Raw genomic sequence first — 18,636 nt, 5'->3', positions numbered from 1 at the left:
GTGGCAGTACTCAACGAGCATTTCGACTATGAAGACATCAGGGAATACCTGGATGGTCAGCTGAATAAGTTCAGTAGCCCGGTGCACTTGAGAATACAAAGCGAAAAATTAAAAAATCTCAATGCCTTCATGATCGCTGAGGAGTTTCAGCGACGAGGGCATTTCGTCGTATGGGAGAAGAAGTCAAGATTCGAGGTGATTGACCTGGAGCCTAGGCTCTCGTTTTCCTTTTCTCACCTGAGGGGCTATTCGCGTGGAGCGATAAGTCTATTACGAGACAAGGCTGTCTTCAAGAGAGCACTATCAGAAAGTGGAATCAGCGTCGCGACGGGTATCGCAGTGCCCACGCATGACAAGGAAGGGGGCAGGCAATTCGTTGCCAAGAGTGAGACTGCCTGTGTCATCAAGCCAGTATGTGGGCATAAGGGTAAAGGGGTCACTGTAGGTGTCAAAAGTGACGACCAGTTCGATTATGCCTGGGACCTGGCGGTCAAGGAAAATCGAGACGAGGGCGATATACTCATAGAAGATCAGTTCTCGGGAGGAGTTGAAGCTCGCTTCCTCGTGGTGGGTGGAAAATGCGTCAGTGTCTGTCGGCGGATTCCGCCAATCGTCGTTGGTGATGGCGTAAAGACCGTCGACGAACTGATCGAAGAAAAGAATGAGGAGAAGCGGAAAAGTCCGGGCCAGGTCATCCGTCAGATCAAGCTCGACGAGCATCGGGTCGGGCTGATCAAGGCACAGGGCTTCTCCTTGGATGACGTGCCCGAGCGAGGGACCTATGTGCTCATCGACCACAAGGCAGGCGCCAGTACTGGTGCCGATACCCTGGAAATCAGCGATCTCGTTCATCCCGACTATCTCAGGATTGCCGAACATGTCTCTCGGGTAGCAAAGAATATCCCTGTTCTTGGTGTGGATATTATATCAAAGAGCTTTTCAGGGGTGCCGACGAGAGAAAACTATATCGTCCTGGAAGGCAATATAGCGCCAGGATTGAGTGGCCATTGTTACCCTAGCTACGGTAATCCAAAAAACATAGTTTCACCGATTGTTGATCATGCCCTCTCTCTCTCCAGGTCGAAGGATTTAAGAAGCCTTCCTGCTTGTAACTTGGTCGAGAGGCCTCTGAGCCAGGGGGCGTTCACCAGCTTTTCCGAAGACTGTGAGGAAGGGTTGGAAGGCAGTGTGGATATGACAGATAAGTCAATGTCCTTCAAACTTGGCCATGATGTGAGGTGCAGTGAATTGGCAAAACGAGTCTATGAGCATAACCGGTCAGGTGAGTCGCTGGTATTCTTTGAAAAGCCTCCAGTGACGACCAAGGCGCTCACCGTCACCTTTTGTGGCGATACGAGTCTGGGGTATTACTATCTCGAGAAGTCGAAGAGAAAATATGCCGAGGCTTATGAGCGCTTGCAGGACAACCCCATCTCATTCTTTGATGGGGTCAGGCCTCTTATCGACGGAAGCGATGAAGTCATCGTGAATCTCGAAACGGTGCTTAGCCATGCACCCGGCGCACCTATAGAAGGTAAGGAATATCCCGGCTGTGATGATCCAGATGTGACCATTGAGGTTCTCAAGGAGCTAGGGGTAACGGCCGTCACCTTGGCCAACAATCATACAATGGATTACGGGCCAGACAAGATGCTGGCCATGATCGAGAAGCTGAAAAGTCATGGCATTGCCGTTATTGGCGCCGGCAGGAATCTCGAGGAAGCACGTAAGCCCTATCATATACAGATGAATGCAGAAGACGGGGTGAAGAACCTCTACATATTTAATGGTATGCGCTCGACAAGGCGCTACATGGGATACGGTTTCTTTGCCAAGAAAGATAAGCCGGGCATTGCCAGCACGAGCTTCAAGGCAATGTCACGCGAAATCCAGAAAGTCAAGTCTGTAGACCCTGACGGTATCATTATCGTCTGTCCTCACTGGCAGGGCATCGATTACCAGGATACGAGCGAGAAGCATCGAGAGTGGTGCCGGGCCATCATCGATGCAGGTGCGGATCATGTGGTAGCGCATGGATCGCATAAGGCTGACGCTGTAGAGACCTATAGAGGCGGCAAGATCTTTCATTCAATCGGGAATTTTGTCTTCAATTCTCCCGGAAGATACAAGGCTAAGCAGGCTGATCCATATAGCTTTGTCGTGAGTCTTACTGTCGATGAGATGTTGCGGTCAAGCATTCGCTCAGAGAAGATATGTACAGACAATAAAAGAACGGGCTTCAAGACCTACGTGGTCGACGAAGTTGATAGCAGCAACGAGGCACCAGAAAAAGAAAAGTCATTCAGCGGGATGGACTATTGCCTGCAAAAAATGCGTAAAGGCAATGCTCTTGTGGTCGTCGACGACAACTGGAGTAAAGGGAGGAGGGTTCATTCTGGCCAACACGGAAAGGATGATCGTGAAATCATCGAGAAGGCAAAAAGAAGCAATGTCAGGGAGATAATTGCCAGTCGTGAGTTTAATGGAGAAGGAATACCAGTCAAGTATGTCGAAAACACATTGCAATATTTTCTAGACGCAGGAAAGTCGGCGAGAAGGAAATTTAAAGGTAAGGTCCTGGCGGTTACCGGATCTGCTGGAAAAAGCAGTACGGTATTGATGCTGTCACATGTGCTGAGGTCTATGGGGTTTTCAGTGCTCAGCACCGATAGTAATCATAATACGATTTATGGCATTTCGGCGCTCTTGTCCAACCTTGATGATGATTATGATTTTTGTGTTGTTGAAGCAGCCTTGAGCGGGTTCTATAGGTATGAGAACCATGTTGGGAAACTCATCTCCCCGGATGTTTCTATCATCACATCCATCGACGTGAGTCAGCCTGAGCTCATAGAGTCTTCGGAGAAAACGGCATATTATAAGTCGAAGATATATGAGGGTTTAGGCAAGGAAGGCGGGGCGGTATATTGCAACAATACAAAACATTCCCAGCATTTGGCCTTCATGGCAAATGCCTTCAGCAATAACCCAGTGTCTTATGGTGATGATGACTCGACTGTTTCGCTAAAGCATTTTGATGTGAATGCCAGTGGCAGCGGGAAAGTTCTCTGCTCCATTGATGACGAGATCATCGAGTATACTATACCCACGCCAAGCCGAGCCATGGCCTACAACTCATTGGCTGTGTTGTCGGCATGCAAGGCTCTTGGCTTGAACTTGGCTGAAGCCGCGACAAGTCTCGCCTCATCACCAAAAGAGAAAAGGGTTCTTGATTTCTACTCCGGTGCGTTCTTTGGCAAGAATATAGAGTTCGTTGATGACACCAAAAACGCAACGATCAATTCAGTCAAGGAAGTCCTGAAAGTTCTCTCAGCCAAGAAGGTGTCCGGTAAAAAAATCTTTGTTCTTGGAAGACTTGTTCACTTGGGTGAGCATGAGGGAAATGTTTATTCTGAGATCGCTGCGCTGCTTGATGAATTTACGCCCGACCTGGTAATAGGGCTTGGCGATGAAGTCAAACCAGCAGTGGCGGGGCTGGACGGTTTGGTGTTTCATGGAATCCTTCAGGATGCCGATGAGTTAATGGGGGAGCTTTCGACACTGGTGGAAGATGGGGATCTGGTTGCAATAAAGGGTTCCTCTCGTGGTACTGGAATTCGCAAGACTGCGGATAGAGTCATATCCGAGATAAAGTAGCTGACTTGAAGGGATCATGGGGAGGCGGTCTCGAGTTCCAAGCGCAACGCTTTGAAGGGGGGCGGACCGAGCGACCGATGGCTTGAGCACCTCGGCAGGGAGTTCCAGCGGCGTTCGCCAGTCCAGTGTCTTGCACGGCCGAGTGTTCGGTGAGTCGTCGATCTCGTCGAGTTCTTCCTGGCCGTGGCGACAGGTCTGTGCCCTTCGGCAGGTAGTGCCGCAAGAGACCATCGGCGTTCTCCTTGCCACCTCGTTGCCATGAGCCATGCGGGGCAGCGAAGGAGATCGCCTTGCCGGTTGCAACATCATATTCCTTCCCATGGACCCGCTTGCCTCGGTGTTCTGCGCTTATCGGATATCGTGTACCTGAATCCCGAGCGAGAATCAGTGCCCCGGAGGCAGTAGGACGTTAGAGAACGAACCTGATTCGGGCGTCATCGATATCGTCAGTCATTGTATTCTTGAAGAATAAGATGAGATCGATCTGAAGCAAGAGCAGACAGAGGTCTTCCGCCAGTTGTTCATGAGCGCCTTGAGCTATTGCATGCGGATCCCGCAAGAGGCTCGAGCTTAGCATTCTTGATTGCTGGCAATCATTGCTCTGAGTAGCACATGATTCTTGATAGTGGAGCGTCAGGCCTCGCTGATGCTCGTGAAGGTTTTCTTCTCTCAACCCTATATAAAGGAACGTATTGGTGATTCATTCTAGCCGCTTGAAGAAATCAGAGTACTACGATTACAAGAGATTGGGAAAAATCATTTCGCAGGATCCTGTGCATGCCACGTTTTCCAACGTTGCCGCATCATTGGGAGTGTCATGCCTAAAGCTGTCTAAATCAGTTTCCATCCTTTCTCAGGACGATGAGTTCGTTATTTACCGGCTCAATGAGCCAGGAATCAATTCGATCGTTTCAGCCAAGTTGTGTCGCGACAAGAAGATCGCAAGCGATATTGTGAGAGATGCCGGCATCAATGCGCCTGAGTCGTATTCATTTCGCAGCAATAGGAAAGAGCGGGCCTGCAAGATCACCCCGGATTTTTTTCCATGTGTCGTGAAGCCTCACTCTAGCTACGGTGGGAAAGGAATCTCACTTGATATCGATGACTACGAAAAGCTGTCAGTTGCCTTTGACAGGGCGGCGCTGGAATCAGAAACGGTCATCATTGAAAGGCAGATAACTGGCGACGATTATAGGTTGTATGTCGTTGATGGCAGCGTTGTTGCGGTGAGTCAAAGGTTTGAGGCTCACGTTGTTGGTGATGGGAAACACTCGGTGCGTGAGTTGGTAAATAAGAAGAATAAAGAAAGGAGAAAGAATCCCAGGCTGAGAAAGCTGCTTATAAAGATCGATGATAGAGCCGTCGATATCTTGAAGGCCCAAGGAGAAACTCTTGGTAATATTCCTGAGAAGGGGAAGGTTGTAAAGTTAAGAGATGTGAGGAATGTGAGTTCTGGAGGCGAAAATCTTGATGTCACGGATTTTGTTCATCCTGCCTTTTGTGATATTGCGGCGAAGATAAACTCTCTCTTTCCAGGGATCTATTCAAGCGGCATTGATTTGATTGCCGAGGATATAAGGAAGTCCCCTGAAGGCCAGGATTGGGGCTTCATTGAAATCAATATCAACGGTTCCATTGTTCATCACAATCTCGGAAACTTCGACTCCTCCAGGAATGTTGCAAAGTCAGCGATATCCGGGCTTTTCTACCCGTCTTATATAAACGATAAAAAAAGTATTACCTTGAATCTTGAGTATAGCAAGAGTGATAAGGGCAGGATAGAGGAGTTGCTGGTAAGGGAAACTGCGCTACGCGAAGTGGCGGGGGAGGTTGATTTTGGTGATGAAGAGATCAAGGTAAGTCTTTCTGGAAGAAAGCAAGCAGTTGACGATATAGTAACGACATTGCAGTGGTTGTTGAAGAAAGAAGTTGATTTGCCGTTTTTGAACAATGGCACCAAGTCGTTACATGGGTCAAAGGGGTTTTATTCATACAGCGGCACATGCGTTGCCCAGCCGATCTCCTATGGAGAGAGACGCTCTCTATTTAGTCGATCAGCTGCTTTGCACCAGCAGTTGATCGTGGACGCTGCCTTGGCGAGAGGGCTTAGTGTCTATCGCGATAATTCAAGATTCATTAGAGTCGAGGGCGGGGAGGAGACGGTCTGGTTCTATAATTCAATGCCGGAGATGACGACATACGGCGATCGTTACATCTCCAACAGCAAACATCTTACAAAGCTTTTCCTGTCGTCACTGGGCGTTAGTGTCCCGCAGGGAAAGGCATTCGGAAAGGAAAATATAGAAGACGCCTGGAGCTTTGCCAAGTCGGTCGGGCTTCCTGTTGTCGTCAAGCACTCTGGAGGGAAGGGGGTAACGGCCAGCATCAAGGACGAGGACAGCTTCAGGTCTGCCTGGCATCATGATGTCAGCAATATTGTCGAGCGTCATGTTGAGGGTGAAAACTTTGGGCTGTTTGTTGTCAACGGCAGAATAGTCTGTGCGGCTAGGCGAGCTCCTGCCTATGTCGTTGGTGATGGTGCCAGCTCGATAAGGGAGTTGGTGAGACAAAAGGATAGAAAGCGGAGAAGTAATCCTTATCTAGGGGCCAAGTCGTTTGTGGTCACCGATGAGATGGAAGTGTATCTCAAGTCGCATGGGTTGACTCCTGATACAGTCGTGGATGAGGGAAGGAAAGTCCGGGTCACCAGTGTCGCGAGCATCGGCAATGGTGGAGAGAGCCATGACGTGACAGATCGAGTCCACCCTTCGTGGAGTGATATTGTCAAGAAAGTGCATGGGGCGTTTGCCAGTTGCATTCACTTCGGGGTGAATTTGTTGGCTAAAGATATATCTTTGCCGCCCGAGGATCAGGAGTGGGCCATTTGTGGCGTCAATACTAATCCGGAAATTGCGATGCATCACTTCCCTGCCTCTGGTGAGCCAAGGGATGCTGCAGGGGTGCTTATTGATCATATTATGCAGCGATGCCTGATGCCCACGACGAAGCGGAAGAATGAGGCTGTTTTCGTCAAGGTCTCCGGCGATGTTCAAGGGGTTGGATACCGGAAATACCTGGCCAGGGCTGCCTCGAGGTATGATGTGGAAGGTGGTATTGTAAACTTGGAAGATGGCTCTGTTTACTTTGAGTGCAGAGGCTATAGAAATGCCATTGACTATCTCTTGAGCTGTGCACGGATAGGGACACGAAAAGCCAGTGTGGACAAGGTTGAGGTACTAGAGAAGAGTCAAGAGACTCAAGGATTCGACATGAGTTTCTAATAATATCCACGGCAACGAAAGGAATGCCATTCTATAGAGGCATCGTTGCTCTATTTTTTGGCATCTAATATGGATAGACCTGATATATCAAGCGTACATGGTTGCTTGATGCTTTAACTTGTCAATTTTCAGGAGAGACTTATGGATGATTTTGTTAGCTGGCCGCAACCCTTTTCTGCAACTGCCGTGAAAGATGCCTATGGCAAACCCTTGTGTGGTTACTGTATATCTCTGGAGGCCTGGAGAAGAGGGTTGGCTGTGAAGGTGAAGCATGCCGACTATAATAAATACACCATCTCTAGCAAAGAGAAGACCCTGACGTTTAACAAGTCTCTCCTGGTAAAGGATAGAAATCGCATACGAAAGTTGTCCAAGGATAAGCACAGGGTCAAGGAGCTTTTATCCCAATACGGGGTCAATGTGCCCAAGGGGGAGGTGTTTGGTCCTGATGCCATCCTGGATGATGCACTTTCGTATGCGAAGAGCATTGGATACCCTGTTGTGGTAAAGCCCTTGGTAGGTAGCCTGGGAGATGGGGTTTTTACGAACATTGCAACGGATGAAGAGCTTGTAACTTATTATAAATACCTGAAGGAAGAGGCGAACGAATCTTCTGTAATCGTCGAGAAACATTTTTCCGGCAATGATTACAGGGCGTTTGTCATTGGTGACGAGGCCGTCGCTATCGTTAAAAGGATTCCTGCTAATGTCAAGGGGGATGGGAAGAGCACGATAGATCAACTCATCAGCAAGAAGAACGCCTTCAAGAAACTCAACCCCTTCCTTTCGAAAGGCCTCATCAAGAAAGATAGAGAGGTGCATGATTACATAAACAAGTCTGGCTACAGTCTCGACAGTGTCCTTCCAGAGGGCGAGGTGCTATTTCTCAGGGGGAAGGCAAATGCATCGGCAGGTGGGGATACTGTTGATTTTACCGATCTTATTCCTCAGAGAGTGAAAGATGCGGCGGTCCTGGCTGTGAAAGCCATAGACGGACTCGAACACTGTGGCGTCGATGTCTTGTTTGATGAGGAGACTGAGGAGTACTGTATTCTCGAGCTGAATACAAGGGCCCAGATCGGGGTCAATATGTATCCCGTGGAAGGGGAGGGCAGGAATGTTCCAGCACTTCTTGTGGATCACTATTTTCCCGAGTCGAAAGGAAAGACCGCAAAATTCTCCACTCGTATAGCTTTCAATAATCAGAAGGTGAGGAATGCCTTGAGAGGAAGCGTCATCGACGAGGTGTCTATCAGCCCGTTCCCCAGGCTCAGCAGCATTCTCCGGAGACGTTTTGTCTTTTCATGTTCCAGGGTTTCCCCTGCTACGGCATCCGACAGGGTCGCTCGACTGGCTAAACGCTATGGAATTCTAGGATTTGTAAGGTCGCCTTCCGAAGGAAAGATTGAAGTGGTGGCGGTTGGGGCACGGCAGAAGGTGATCGAGTTTAAAAACAAGGCCGTGTCTCGGATGGCGCTCTCCATTGAAGAAGAAGTGAAGTGGCGTCGTACAGTGAAAAACTGCTTTGAGCGCCTCTGACAACATCGAGGGCGGGTAAATGTCACTCGATCGCCTGTTGAGGATACTGCTTCGTCAGTTAATAAGGCCGATCATCCGGAAACTCCCCATACCTGTCGTGACTGCCCTGGCGGCGATGGTGTTGTTGCTTATGTTTGTCATCCGTTATTTACGATGAGTCTGATGTGAAACAGCTGCTATCCTTTGCTGCGACTGGTACGGCTGCCGGTCGTGGCGTACCCGCGCCGTTGGTGGCGTTTCCGAGCTTCACCCGTGTCCTGGCGGAACCGGATTGTCTCTCCTGGATACGTGCCGCGCATCCTGCCCGCAAGGGCACGGCCCCTCAGCCGCCATCGTTTCGCGCCGGCATGGATGCCTTGATGCGTCGCTATCAGCGTGAGGCGAAAATGCCGGGTATCCAGCCCTTCAATCGGCTCGCCAATGATCGACGGTGGCTCGGGCAACGCATGGATGAACTGGGCGTCGCCACTGCCCGTATCCTGCGTGACGACTTCCCCCTGCAGAACCTGCGAGAGGCACTCGAGGGCATCGATGAGTGTGTCATCAAGCCCAGGCAGGCGCATAGTTCGCGCGGCGTGATGTCGTTGCGCCGGGTGGGGGAAGTGACCTTTACCTGTCTACAGCAGCGTCGCGAGCTGCGCCTGGTCGAGGTTCTCGACTATCTGTATCGGGACATGCGTGAGCACCAGTTCCCTAATCACTGGCAGCTCGAGGAACTGCTGCTTCCGCCTTCCGGGCTGTTGCGTCCGGTGGATGATTTCAAGTTCTATGCCTTCCGGGGGCGTGTCGGCCTGATCCTGCAGGTGGCCCGGGCGACGGAAGGGCAACGCTATCGCTGGTACGATCGCGACTGGCAGCCGGTGCATACCGGCAAGTATGAAGAGGCCCTCGATCCTACCCTGTTGCCGCCGCGTGAACCGGGCGCCATGCTCGCCTTGGCGGAAAGGGTATCGGCCGTCTTGCCGACCCCCTTCTGTCGCATCGATCTCTACGAAGCGCGCCAGGGTGTCGTGCTGGGGGAACTGACTCCAGAGCCGGGAACCTACCATGCCTTCGGGGAAAGTGCCGATCTGTATATGGGCGCCATGTTCGAGGTGGCGCAACATCTCTAAGCCTTGCCGCAGGTAAGTGGTCAATGAATTTATGGACGAATGCTCGAGGCAGCCTGATGAACAGGGTGCCTGAGTCGCATGACGAGATTTTCAAGTTGATGAAGACCCAGGCCCTGGGACCGCTGCTGATCGCCAGGGAGGCGGAGGGTGACGGGGCCGAGGTGAAGTGGCTATCACGCTATATGTTCGTTGCCCGGTGGGATGATATCGACATCCTGTTCCACGACAGCCGTTCGTTGGATACCACGGTGGCCGCTACCTTTGCGGGCCGTAAGGATCTGACGCGTTTGCTTCTCCAGCAGGCCGGCGTCCCCGTCGCACCGGGGGGAGTGGCCAAGAGTCTGAGCAAGGTCGAGGCCATGCAGAAGGCGATGGGCTCGCCACTGGTCATCAAGCCGAAGACCGGCACCAAGGGGTATGGTATCTCGGTAGGGGTGCAGGAACCCGCAGAGCTCAAGCGGGCATTTCGCCGCGCCAACAAGTCGGAAAGTGGGGTGTTGGTCGAACGTAAGATGCCCGGCATCGAGTACCGAGTGCTGGTGGTCGGAGGCGCCGTGGTGGGGGCGTTGGGCAAGGAGGCGGCCCACGTGGTGGGCGATGGCCGCTCCAGCATCGCCGAACTGATCGACGCCAAGAACATCGAGCGGGCCAAGAACCCTCACCTCTCCACTCGCTTGATCAAGGTACGAAAGCACATTCGCACCAACCTCGAACGACAGCAGCTCAGCGTCGAGAGTGTGCTAGCGGAGGGCAGGAAGGTCTACCTCCGTCATGAGGCCAACTTCTCCGCGGGGGGGGAGACCCTGGACGTAACCGACGAGCTACCCGAGTCCATCAAGGCGATCACCGTGGCGGCGGTGGCGGCGATTCCTGGCCTGGAACTGGCTGGGGTGGATATCATGCTTGACCCCGACGCAGACGACGCGGCGAAGGCGGCCTGCGTTCTCGAGATCAACACCAATCCCGGCATCGGCGGCCATCATTTTCCTGCCGTCGGGCAGCCGCGCAATGTGGCCCGTGCCATCTGGCGGCACACCCGGGCGATGATGACGGCGCGCCAGGCTTGGCGGGAAGGACTCATGAAGCGATGAAGATCATCCCGGGCGGCATGCTGAAGCGCTGGGTCGGGCATGTCCGCCGTTTCTTGCCGCTCTGGCCCAGTCACGGCGAGCGTGGGCAACTGAGGCTGATACGTCAGCATGGCATGTTCCAGCCGCATTTCTACCTGGCACAGCTCCCTGCCTGGCGCCGCCTGCTGGCCTGGCGTCCGGCACTGCATTTCCTGCGCAGTGGCTGGCGCCTCGGGTATGCGCCGGACCCGCGGTTCGCGACCGAGTGGTATCTGGACCGACATGACGATGTGCGCCAGACCAGGAGCAATCCCCTGGTACACTTCCTGCGCCACGGCGTGCATGAGGGGCGCCGGCCCTCCCCCGACGGGGTGCTCAGCGATTTGCCCTTCCTGCGGGGCACCGCGCTCTGGTACCACCGTCAGTTATGGCAGGGACATGCCCATGCCGCCTTGCCGCGGTTACGGGCCCTGGCAGAGGCCGGCGATGGCAAGGCGTACTGGTACCTGGCTGGCTGGGCGTACGGTCATGGCCGCTATCGGCAGGCGCTGGGACTGCTTGGGCATGGCCGTGCCTTGGCCGCAAGCCCCTTCGCACCGTATGTGGCTCAGGCTAGGATCAAGTGTCTGTTGCGGCTGGGAGACGAGGAGGGCGTGCTGGCCGAGATGACGGCCGGCCATCTGGAAGACGATCCTCTGACCAAGGCGCTGGTGGAGGCGAGCCTGGTGTCTCGGCCGGCGGTGCGGCGCCTGGAGGCGTTGAATCGGCTGTATCAACGTCACAAGCTGGCAAGGCTGCGGATACGTCGGGAAGCGGCCTTCGAGATGGCGAGTCTGGAGACGCGGCGGGTCGCCGCCAAGCCGCGTCGTGAAATGCCTCTGGTATCGGTGGTGGTGCCTGCCTTCAATGCCGAGGCCACCTTGAACATGGCGCTGGACAGCCTGCTGGCTCAGAGCTGGCCACACCTCGAGATCATCGTCGTCGATGATGCCAGTGGCGATGGCACGGCCGAACTGGTGGCGCAGCGGGCTCGCTATGAGCCGCGGCTGAGCCTGCTGCGGCACGAGCGCAACTGCGGTGCCTACGCGGCACGCAACACCGGCATGCGCGCCGCCCGTGGGCCCTATGTCACGGTGCATGACAGCGACGACTGGTCCCATCCGCAGAAGATCGAGCGGCAGGTCACCGAGTTGATGAATAGCCGTGAGGCCAAGGGGGCGGTGTCGTTCTGGGTGCGAGCCGATTCGCAGCTACGCATCGTCGGCCCCTGGCACCTGTGTGGCGATTGGCTGGAGATCAACCCCTCGTCACTGATGGTAGCGCGTGAGGTGCTGGACGAGCTGGGGCTGTGGGATCCGGTTCGCGTGGCCGCCGACAACGAGTTCGTCGATCGCCTGATGTGCCGTTACGGCGAGCAGGCGCTGCTGCGGGTATGTCCGCAGCTGCCCTTGGCGTTCTCCCTGGTGCAGCCCGGCTCCTTGACACAGCATTCGGCCACGCACGTGCGTACGGTGCAGCATGGCGTGCGTCAGCTCTACCATCAGGCGGCTCGCTGGTGGCATGGGCGCCAGGTGGTGCCGACGCTGGATGTAGAGCATCGTCGCCGTGCCTTTCCGGCGCCGCTGGGTAACCTGCCCCAGGCATCCAGTGCCTTCGATGTCGCCGTGCTGGCCGACCTCTCGCCACGTAACCCCGCTTTGTTCCCTCTTCTGGAGCGGGTGCTCAGGCTCCGTCAGGCCGGGCAGACGGTGGTGCTCTGCCCCTGGACGAGGCCCGATGACTTCGCCTCGCGACAGGTGGCCGGCGAGGTCTGGGAACTCTGCCATGAGGAAGACATGGCGATCGCCCATGCCGACGTCTCGCTGTCTTCCCGGCGGCTGCTGGTGCAGTCGCTCGGTGAGCCGGAGATCTGGCCGGACCGCGTGCCACAATTGCGGGTCGAGGGTGAGCTGAGCCGGCTGGACGAGCAGGCGCTGCCGAAAGGGCTGGCCGATGTCTTGCGCCACTATCTGACTCAGGGAGGGCGAGAGGTAGAGGCATCCTATGATGACGAGGCTTGAGCGGTGGTGGAAAGGGTGGCGTCGGCATGGCTGGCGCCACCCTTTGTTGTTTCGGGCGGCGCGTCATCTACTGGACCCGGCGTGGTATCTGGCGCGCTATCCGGACGTCGCCGAGGCGGGGCTGAATCCGCTGCACCACTTCCTCGCCTTCGGGCTGGGTGAGGGGCGTGAGCCCTCGCCCCGACTCAGCTTGAGTGGTTATGCCTGGCGATACGGGCGCAGCCGGTGGGCGCCCGAGCAGGCCTTGCTGCATTACTGGGCCTGGGGGCGTTGGCACGGGGCCGAGCCGTTGCCCCTGGCCCTCGGGAGCCATGCCCGGAGGCCAGGGCGTCCGCGTCTGCTGGTGTGCGCGCATAGCCTGGGGCCACGCCTGTTCGGCGCCGAGCGCAGCCTGCTGGATGTGGTGCGTGGCCTGGAGGCGCTGGGGTGCGAGGTGGTGGTCAGCGTGCCCAATGCCAGCCATCCGGGCTACCTGGCCACGCTGCTGGCGCACTGCCACGCCGTCAAGGTGCTGCCTTATACCTGGTGGCAGGCCCAGCGACCGGCGTGTGAGGCCAGCGTCGAGGCCTTCGTCCAGCTGCTGCGCGAGTGTCGCGCCGATGGGGTCTATCTCAATACCCTGACCCTGGACGCGCCGGCGCTGGCAGCCAGGACCCTGGGGCTGAACGTCATCACCCATGTGCGCGAACTGCCGGACCATGATCCGGGATTGTGCCAGGCGCTGGGCGCCGACCCCGAGGCGGTAGTCGCGCGTGTCGTGGCGGACAGCGACCTGATCGTCGCCAACTCCTGCCATACCGCCCAGGCCTTCGCGAGGCATGCGAGCCAGGTGCGGGTGGTGCCCAACACCCTGGAAATGAGCGATTGGCAGGCGCTGCCGCCTCCTGCCGTGCCTGGCGATCGGCCCCTGCGGGTCGGGATGCTCGGCAGCCTGGTGGCCAAGAAGGGGGTGGCGGATTTCGCGGCCATGGCCGACGCGCTGGCGGCGCGTGGTGTGCCGGCGGAGTGCGTGCTGTTCGGCGAGACCACCTTGGAACTGGAGGCGCTGCTGGCGCGTCGGGCCCCAGGCGAGCGGCCGGGCAACCTGGTCTATCGGGGCTATGTGGATGACCCGCGCGAGGCCTTGGCCGAGCTGGATGTGGTGGTGAGCCTGTCGCACTTCCAGGAATCCTTCGGGCGTACCGTGCTGGAAGCCATGGCCGCGGCGCGTCCGGTGGTGGCCTATGCCTGGGGTGCCCTGCCGGAACTGGTGGAAGAGGGACGCACGGGGTTTCTGGTACCCTTCGGCAACCCGGGGGCGGTCGCGAACCGAATCGCCGCGTTGGCTGCCCGGCCCGAGCGCCTGGTCGCCATGGGCGCCGCCGGGCGCGAGCGTGCCCTGGCACATTTCGATCGGCCGGCGTTTGCCGGGGCGCTCGGCGAGGCCATCGAGACGGTGTTTCCAGTCATCACAACGAAGCGATCAACGCAGTGAGCAATGAATTACCCAAGCTGGGTGTGGCGGCTATCGTCAAGAACGAGCTGGCCGATCTCCGCGAGTGGCTCGCCTTCCACCTGGCGGTGGGGGTGTCGCACTTCCTGATCGCCGACAACGAGAGCAGCGACGGGACTCGCGAGTACTTGCAACTGCTCGAGTCCCTGGGGTTGGTGACCCGGGTCGAGGTGCCGACGGTGGGCGAGGAGAAGCCCCAACTGCCGGCGTACCGGGAGCTGTTGGCACGTTGCCCCGCCGATCTGGACCTGCTGGCCTTCATCGATGCCGACGAATACCTGCTGCCACTGGCCAGCAAGGAGGCGGCGCCTTCCCTGCTGCCGTGGCTGGCAGACGTCTTTGCCGATGAGGCCGTCGGCGCGCTGGCGCTCAACTGGGCCTGCTTCGGCTCCTCGGGAGCGCGCTTTCGCGAGGAGGGGCTGGTCATCGAACGCTTTCGGCAACGCGCGCCGCGTACCTTCCGTACCAATCGCCACTACAAGAGCATCGTCCGGCCCGACTGCGTCGGGAAGTTCCTCAACCCCCACCATGTCGAACTGAGCCGCGGCCATTATGTGAATGGCCAGGGCGATCCCCTCGAGCCACTGGAGGCGCGGCCTGGCCTCAGCCGTCAGGTGGTGTGGGCCGGTGCCAGGGTCAATCACTACATCATCAAGTCGGTGGAGGAGTTCCTGCTGGGCAAGTCGGCGCGCGGCAGCGCGGCGACGCCGGGGTATCACAAGGGACCTGAGTACTTCCAGCGTTTCGACCGCAACGACAAGACCTGTCGCCTGGCCGAGCGCCTGGCGCCCGAGGTGCACCGCCAGTTGCTGGCATTACCGGTCGTGCAGTCCGTGGCGGAGCGCTCGAGGCGTCGTCCCGGGATGTGGCGTTCGCTGAGACGACTGCTGCCGGGGGAAGGGACGGCGCCGGCCACTTCGCCGCCGGCACCGGTGTCCGAGTGGTCACTGCAGACGCCGACGGCCGACTGGGTCGTTCGCAGCCAGCGGGGGCTGCTCTTCCAGGGGCGAGTGGTGCTGGCCACGGGGCATGGCGCGGATGACGTGGCGCTGCGGGTCGCCTGGGAGGAGGAGAGCGACCTGGTCCATCCCCTGGCGCTGGAGCGTCGGCCGGATGGGCGAGACGTCGCCGTCTTCCGCCTGGAGGTACCGCGCGCGGCGGGCACCTTCGCCCTGCGCCTGTCGCTGGATGAGCGGCTCATCGAGCTCGGCCGCTTGAGCGTTGCGGCGGCCGACACCCCGAGCCCGGAGCGGGGCGCCGTGCTGGTCGGCAGGCAGGGATGGCTGTTCCTGGATCAGGATACCAACGCCAGCGTGCACCAGCACTGCGGCCAGCTGCAGCTGAATGCCACGGGCCTCCGGCGTTGGTCGGTCTTCGCCGAGGAGTTCAAGCGCCTCGCCGCGACCCATGGCGCCGACTGTGCCCTGCTGGTGGCGCCCAGCAAGGAGCGCGTGATGCAGCAGTATCATCCGCTGCCGGCTGCCGAGGCGATCCCGGTGGATCAGGTGGCAGCGGCGTTGCCGACGTCCCTGCTGGTCTATCCGCTGGAAGCGCTGCGTGACCTCGGTGATGAGGCCTACTACGTGACGGATACCCATTGGACGCACCGGGGGGCCCTGGCGGCCACCCTGGCGACGCTACGCGCGCTGGGGCGGGAGTGCGAGGCGGTCGACGCCTTGTTCGCCGCCGACGAATATGCGCCTGTCCAGATCAAGGGCGACCTGGGCGGCAAGCTGTCGCCGGTGAGAACGGCGACGGCGCAGCGCCAGACCTCCTTCCATCATGAGACCTGCAAGCGTTATGACAATGGACTGCCCAACATGGGCCGGATGATCGCATGGGAGAACCCCGACGCGCTGTATGGGCGGCAGCACTGCCTGCTGTTCGGCGCATCGTCGAGCCTCTCGATGTTCCAGTTCCTGGTGCGGCTATTCGGGCGCCTGACGTTCGTGCATTCGGCCGGCAGCGTGGATCCGGCGCTGGTCGAGGCGCTGGCGCCCGATGTGCTGCTGGCACAGACCAATGCGCGCTTCATGGCCCGCGCCCCGACCCTGACGTTCTCCCTGGCCGAGGTCATCGCCGACAAGGCGGAGGAGGTGCGGCAGCGCGAGGCGCCGATGGCGGCGGATCGGCGGACCACGGTGGTGTCGCCGGAGCTGGCGCGCCTGGGGCTGGTGACCTGGGACAGGGCCTTGCCGGCCGGGTGGTTCGCGTCATGACACAGCATCCGCATATCAGGGTGTCGTTGGGACTCGAGGTCAGGCTACGGCTCGAGCCCTGCCATCGGCTGCGCTGGCAAGCCGCGGAAGGCGAGTGGCAGGTACTGTCGGAAGACGCCGAGTTCCACACCCGGCGGGGCTTGCCGTTGCCCGGCTGGTACATGATCGAGCTGACCGCCGAGCGCTCCATCACCACGGTGGCGTCGGGGCTGTGTTTCGAGGCCGGCCAGCGGAGCTTCTGCATCGATATGCCGCTGCGGGTGGGCAAGGTCACCAAGCGGCTGGTGTATGTGCCGGCGGGGGTCAGCCGGCTCCGCTTCCGGCCGATGAATGCCGAAGGGCGCTTTCGGCTACGCCACTTCCGGATGGTATGGGTGACGCCAGCGTTCGCCCGCGACCGGTTGATCCGCCGGCTGATCAACGCGCACGCCGCCTATCGGGACCTGACGCCGCAGGAGGTGGAGCAGCAGTTGCGGCTCGCGGCTCGCCGGCAAGGCGAACGCTGGCGTCGGGTGGCGCTGCGCGAGTATGAGACCACCTTCGTCAGCCTCTGTTCGCAGCGCAACTATGGTCGCTGGGTCGCCGAACTGGAGCCACGGCTCGAGCCAGGGGAGCTGCAGCGCGTCCTGGCGACGCTCCCTCCCACCGCGACGCGGGTGCTGCTGCCGGTGTCGGCGGCGACCCCGCCGGCGGCACTCCGGGCGACGCTGGCGAGCCTGCGTGAGCAGGCCGTCACGACATGGCGAGCGGTGGCCGTCGCATCGGACCCGGCGCGCCTGAACGAGCGCCTGGCCGAACTGACGGCATGGGAGCCGCGGCTGAGCGTGGCATCGGCGGTCCAGCCGACGCCGGACGAGTGGGTGATCTGCATGGCGCCGGGCGATCGCCTGGCCGAGGGGGCACTCTATCAGCTGGTCACGGCGGTGCAGGCAAGCCCCGGGGTGGCGCTGGTCTACGGTGACGAGGATCGGCTGAATGACCGGGGCGAGCGCTACGCCCCTTCCTTCAAGCCAGCCTGGAACCCCGACCTGCTGCTCTCCCAGCCTTACCTGGGACGGGCGGTCTTCCTCCGCGGGGACGTCTGGCGGCAAGGCGTGTCGGGGCTCGACCTCCCGGTCGACGAGGCGCCGGATGCCTGGAACCAGGCGCTGGCCCTGCGCTTCATGGCGCGGCAGGGCGCGCGAGCGGCCGAGCGCAGTATGCGCATCGGGCGCATTCTCTATCACGCCGCGGACACGCTTCCCGGCGTGCCGCACGCGCATTGGGTGTCGGAGGTGGATCGCCACCTGCGGGGCATGGGGGAGAGCGCCGAAGTGAGCCCGGGACGGCTGCCGGGGAGCGCGCGCGTGCGTTGGCCGCTGCCCGAGCCTGGCCCCCTGGTCAGCCTGCTGGTCCCGACCCGCGACGGGGTGGAGATCCTCCGGCCCTGTGTCGATGCGATCCTCGAGCGCACGGCGTATCGGCACTTCGAGTTGCTGATCCTGGACAACCAGAGCCGCTGTCCGGAGACCCTGGCCTACATGGACGAGGTGGCACGTCGCGATGCCAGGGTCCGGGTGCTGCGTTGGGATCACCCCTTCAATTATTCGGCCATCAACAACTTCGGTGCCGCCCAGGCCAAGGGCAGTCTCATCGGCCTGATCAACAACGACGTGGAGCCGATCGATGGGGAATGGCTGAGCGAGATGGTCAGCCAGGCGTGCCGGCCGGAGATCGGCTGCGTGGGCGCCAAGCTCTACTACCCCAATGGCACCATCCAGCATGCCGGGGTGATCCTCGGCCTGGGGGGCGTGGCCGGGCATGCGCACCGGTTCTTCCAGCGCGACGAGGACGGCTATGGTGGTCGGCTCAAGGTGGTGCAGAACCTGTCGGCCGTGACGGCGGCATGCCTGCTGTTGCGCAAGGAGACCTTCGAGGCGGTGGGCGGGCTCAACGAGGCCGACCTGGCCGTGGCCTACAACGATGTGGACCTCTGTCTGAAGGTCCGCGCCGCCGGCTACCGCAACCTCTGGACGCCATACGCCGAGCTCTATCACCACGAGTCGATCTCCCGGGGCGCCGACGATACCCCGAAGAAGCGTGCCAGGGCGCTGCGCGAGGCCGATTACATGCGCCGCACCTGGGGGAAGGCGTTGGACAACGACCCGGCCTACAACCCCAACCTGACCCTGGTGCATGAGGACTTTTCGTTGCGCTGAGTGGCCTG

The 18,636-nt window shown here is 58.8% G+C and carries 9 protein-coding genes; all 9 read left to right on the top strand.

The window, feature by feature from the left end:
- The 9 genes from QWY76_RS15915 (at position 1) to QWY76_RS15875 (ending at position 18,628) form a co-directional block, all read left to right on the top strand.
- Entirely contained in the window at positions 1-3,657 is a 3,657-nt protein-coding gene (locus QWY76_RS15915; RefSeq protein ID WP_290312293.1) for a CapA family protein, read from the top strand.
- Between the two features lie 695 nt (positions 3,658-4,352).
- The gene (locus QWY76_RS15910) at positions 4,353-6,938 is read left to right on the top strand and encodes an acylphosphatase (RefSeq protein WP_290312292.1); all 2,586 of its coding nucleotides are present in this window, start codon (positions 4,353-4,355) and stop codon (positions 6,936-6,938) included.
- Between the two features lie 141 nt (positions 6,939-7,079).
- The gene (locus QWY76_RS15905) at positions 7,080-8,477 is read left to right on the top strand and encodes an ATP-binding protein (RefSeq protein WP_290312291.1); all 1,398 of its coding nucleotides are present in this window, start codon (positions 7,080-7,082) and stop codon (positions 8,475-8,477) included.
- Between the two features lie 164 nt (positions 8,478-8,641).
- Positions 8,642-9,589: an ATP-grasp fold amidoligase family protein gene (locus QWY76_RS15900; protein ID WP_290312290.1), complete on the top strand. Its 948-nt coding sequence runs from the start codon at positions 8,642-8,644 to the stop codon at positions 9,587-9,589.
- 23 nt (positions 9,590-9,612) lie between these two features.
- A complete protein-coding gene (locus QWY76_RS15895; protein ID WP_290312288.1) occupies positions 9,613-10,680 on the top strand; it encodes an ATP-binding protein in 1,068 nt (355 codons plus the stop codon).
- Positions 10,677-12,719 (top strand): glycosyltransferase family 2 protein, encoded by a 2,043-nt coding sequence (locus QWY76_RS15890; RefSeq protein WP_290312286.1) that lies wholly within the window; start codon positions 10,677-10,679, stop codon positions 12,717-12,719. Before QWY76_RS15895 ends, QWY76_RS15890 begins: the two co-directional genes overlap by 4 nt.
- Entirely contained in the window at positions 12,703-14,193 is a 1,491-nt protein-coding gene (locus QWY76_RS15885; RefSeq protein WP_290312285.1) for a glycosyltransferase family 4 protein, read from the top strand. Before QWY76_RS15890 ends, QWY76_RS15885 begins: the two co-directional genes overlap by 17 nt.
- Positions 14,190-16,430 carry an alginate O-acetyltransferase AlgX-related protein gene (locus QWY76_RS15880; RefSeq protein WP_290312284.1) on the top strand — a complete coding sequence of 747 codons (2,241 nt, stop codon included), beginning with the start codon at positions 14,190-14,192 and terminating at the stop codon, positions 16,428-16,430. The genes QWY76_RS15885 and QWY76_RS15880 overlap by 4 nt, the downstream gene beginning before the upstream one ends.
- Positions 16,427-18,628: a glycosyltransferase family 2 protein gene (locus QWY76_RS15875; protein WP_290312281.1), complete on the top strand. Its 2,202-nt coding sequence runs from the start codon at positions 16,427-16,429 to the stop codon at positions 18,626-18,628. The genes QWY76_RS15880 and QWY76_RS15875 overlap by 4 nt, the downstream gene beginning before the upstream one ends.
- The last annotated feature ends 8 nt before the right edge of the window (positions 18,629-18,636 follow it).

The sequence above is a fragment of the Halomonas maura genome, assembly GCF_030409305.1.
GTDB classification, from domain to species: Bacteria; Pseudomonadota; Gammaproteobacteria; order Pseudomonadales; family Halomonadaceae; genus Halomonas; species Halomonas maura.
This window is presented reverse-complemented; position numbering and strand designations above follow the sequence as displayed.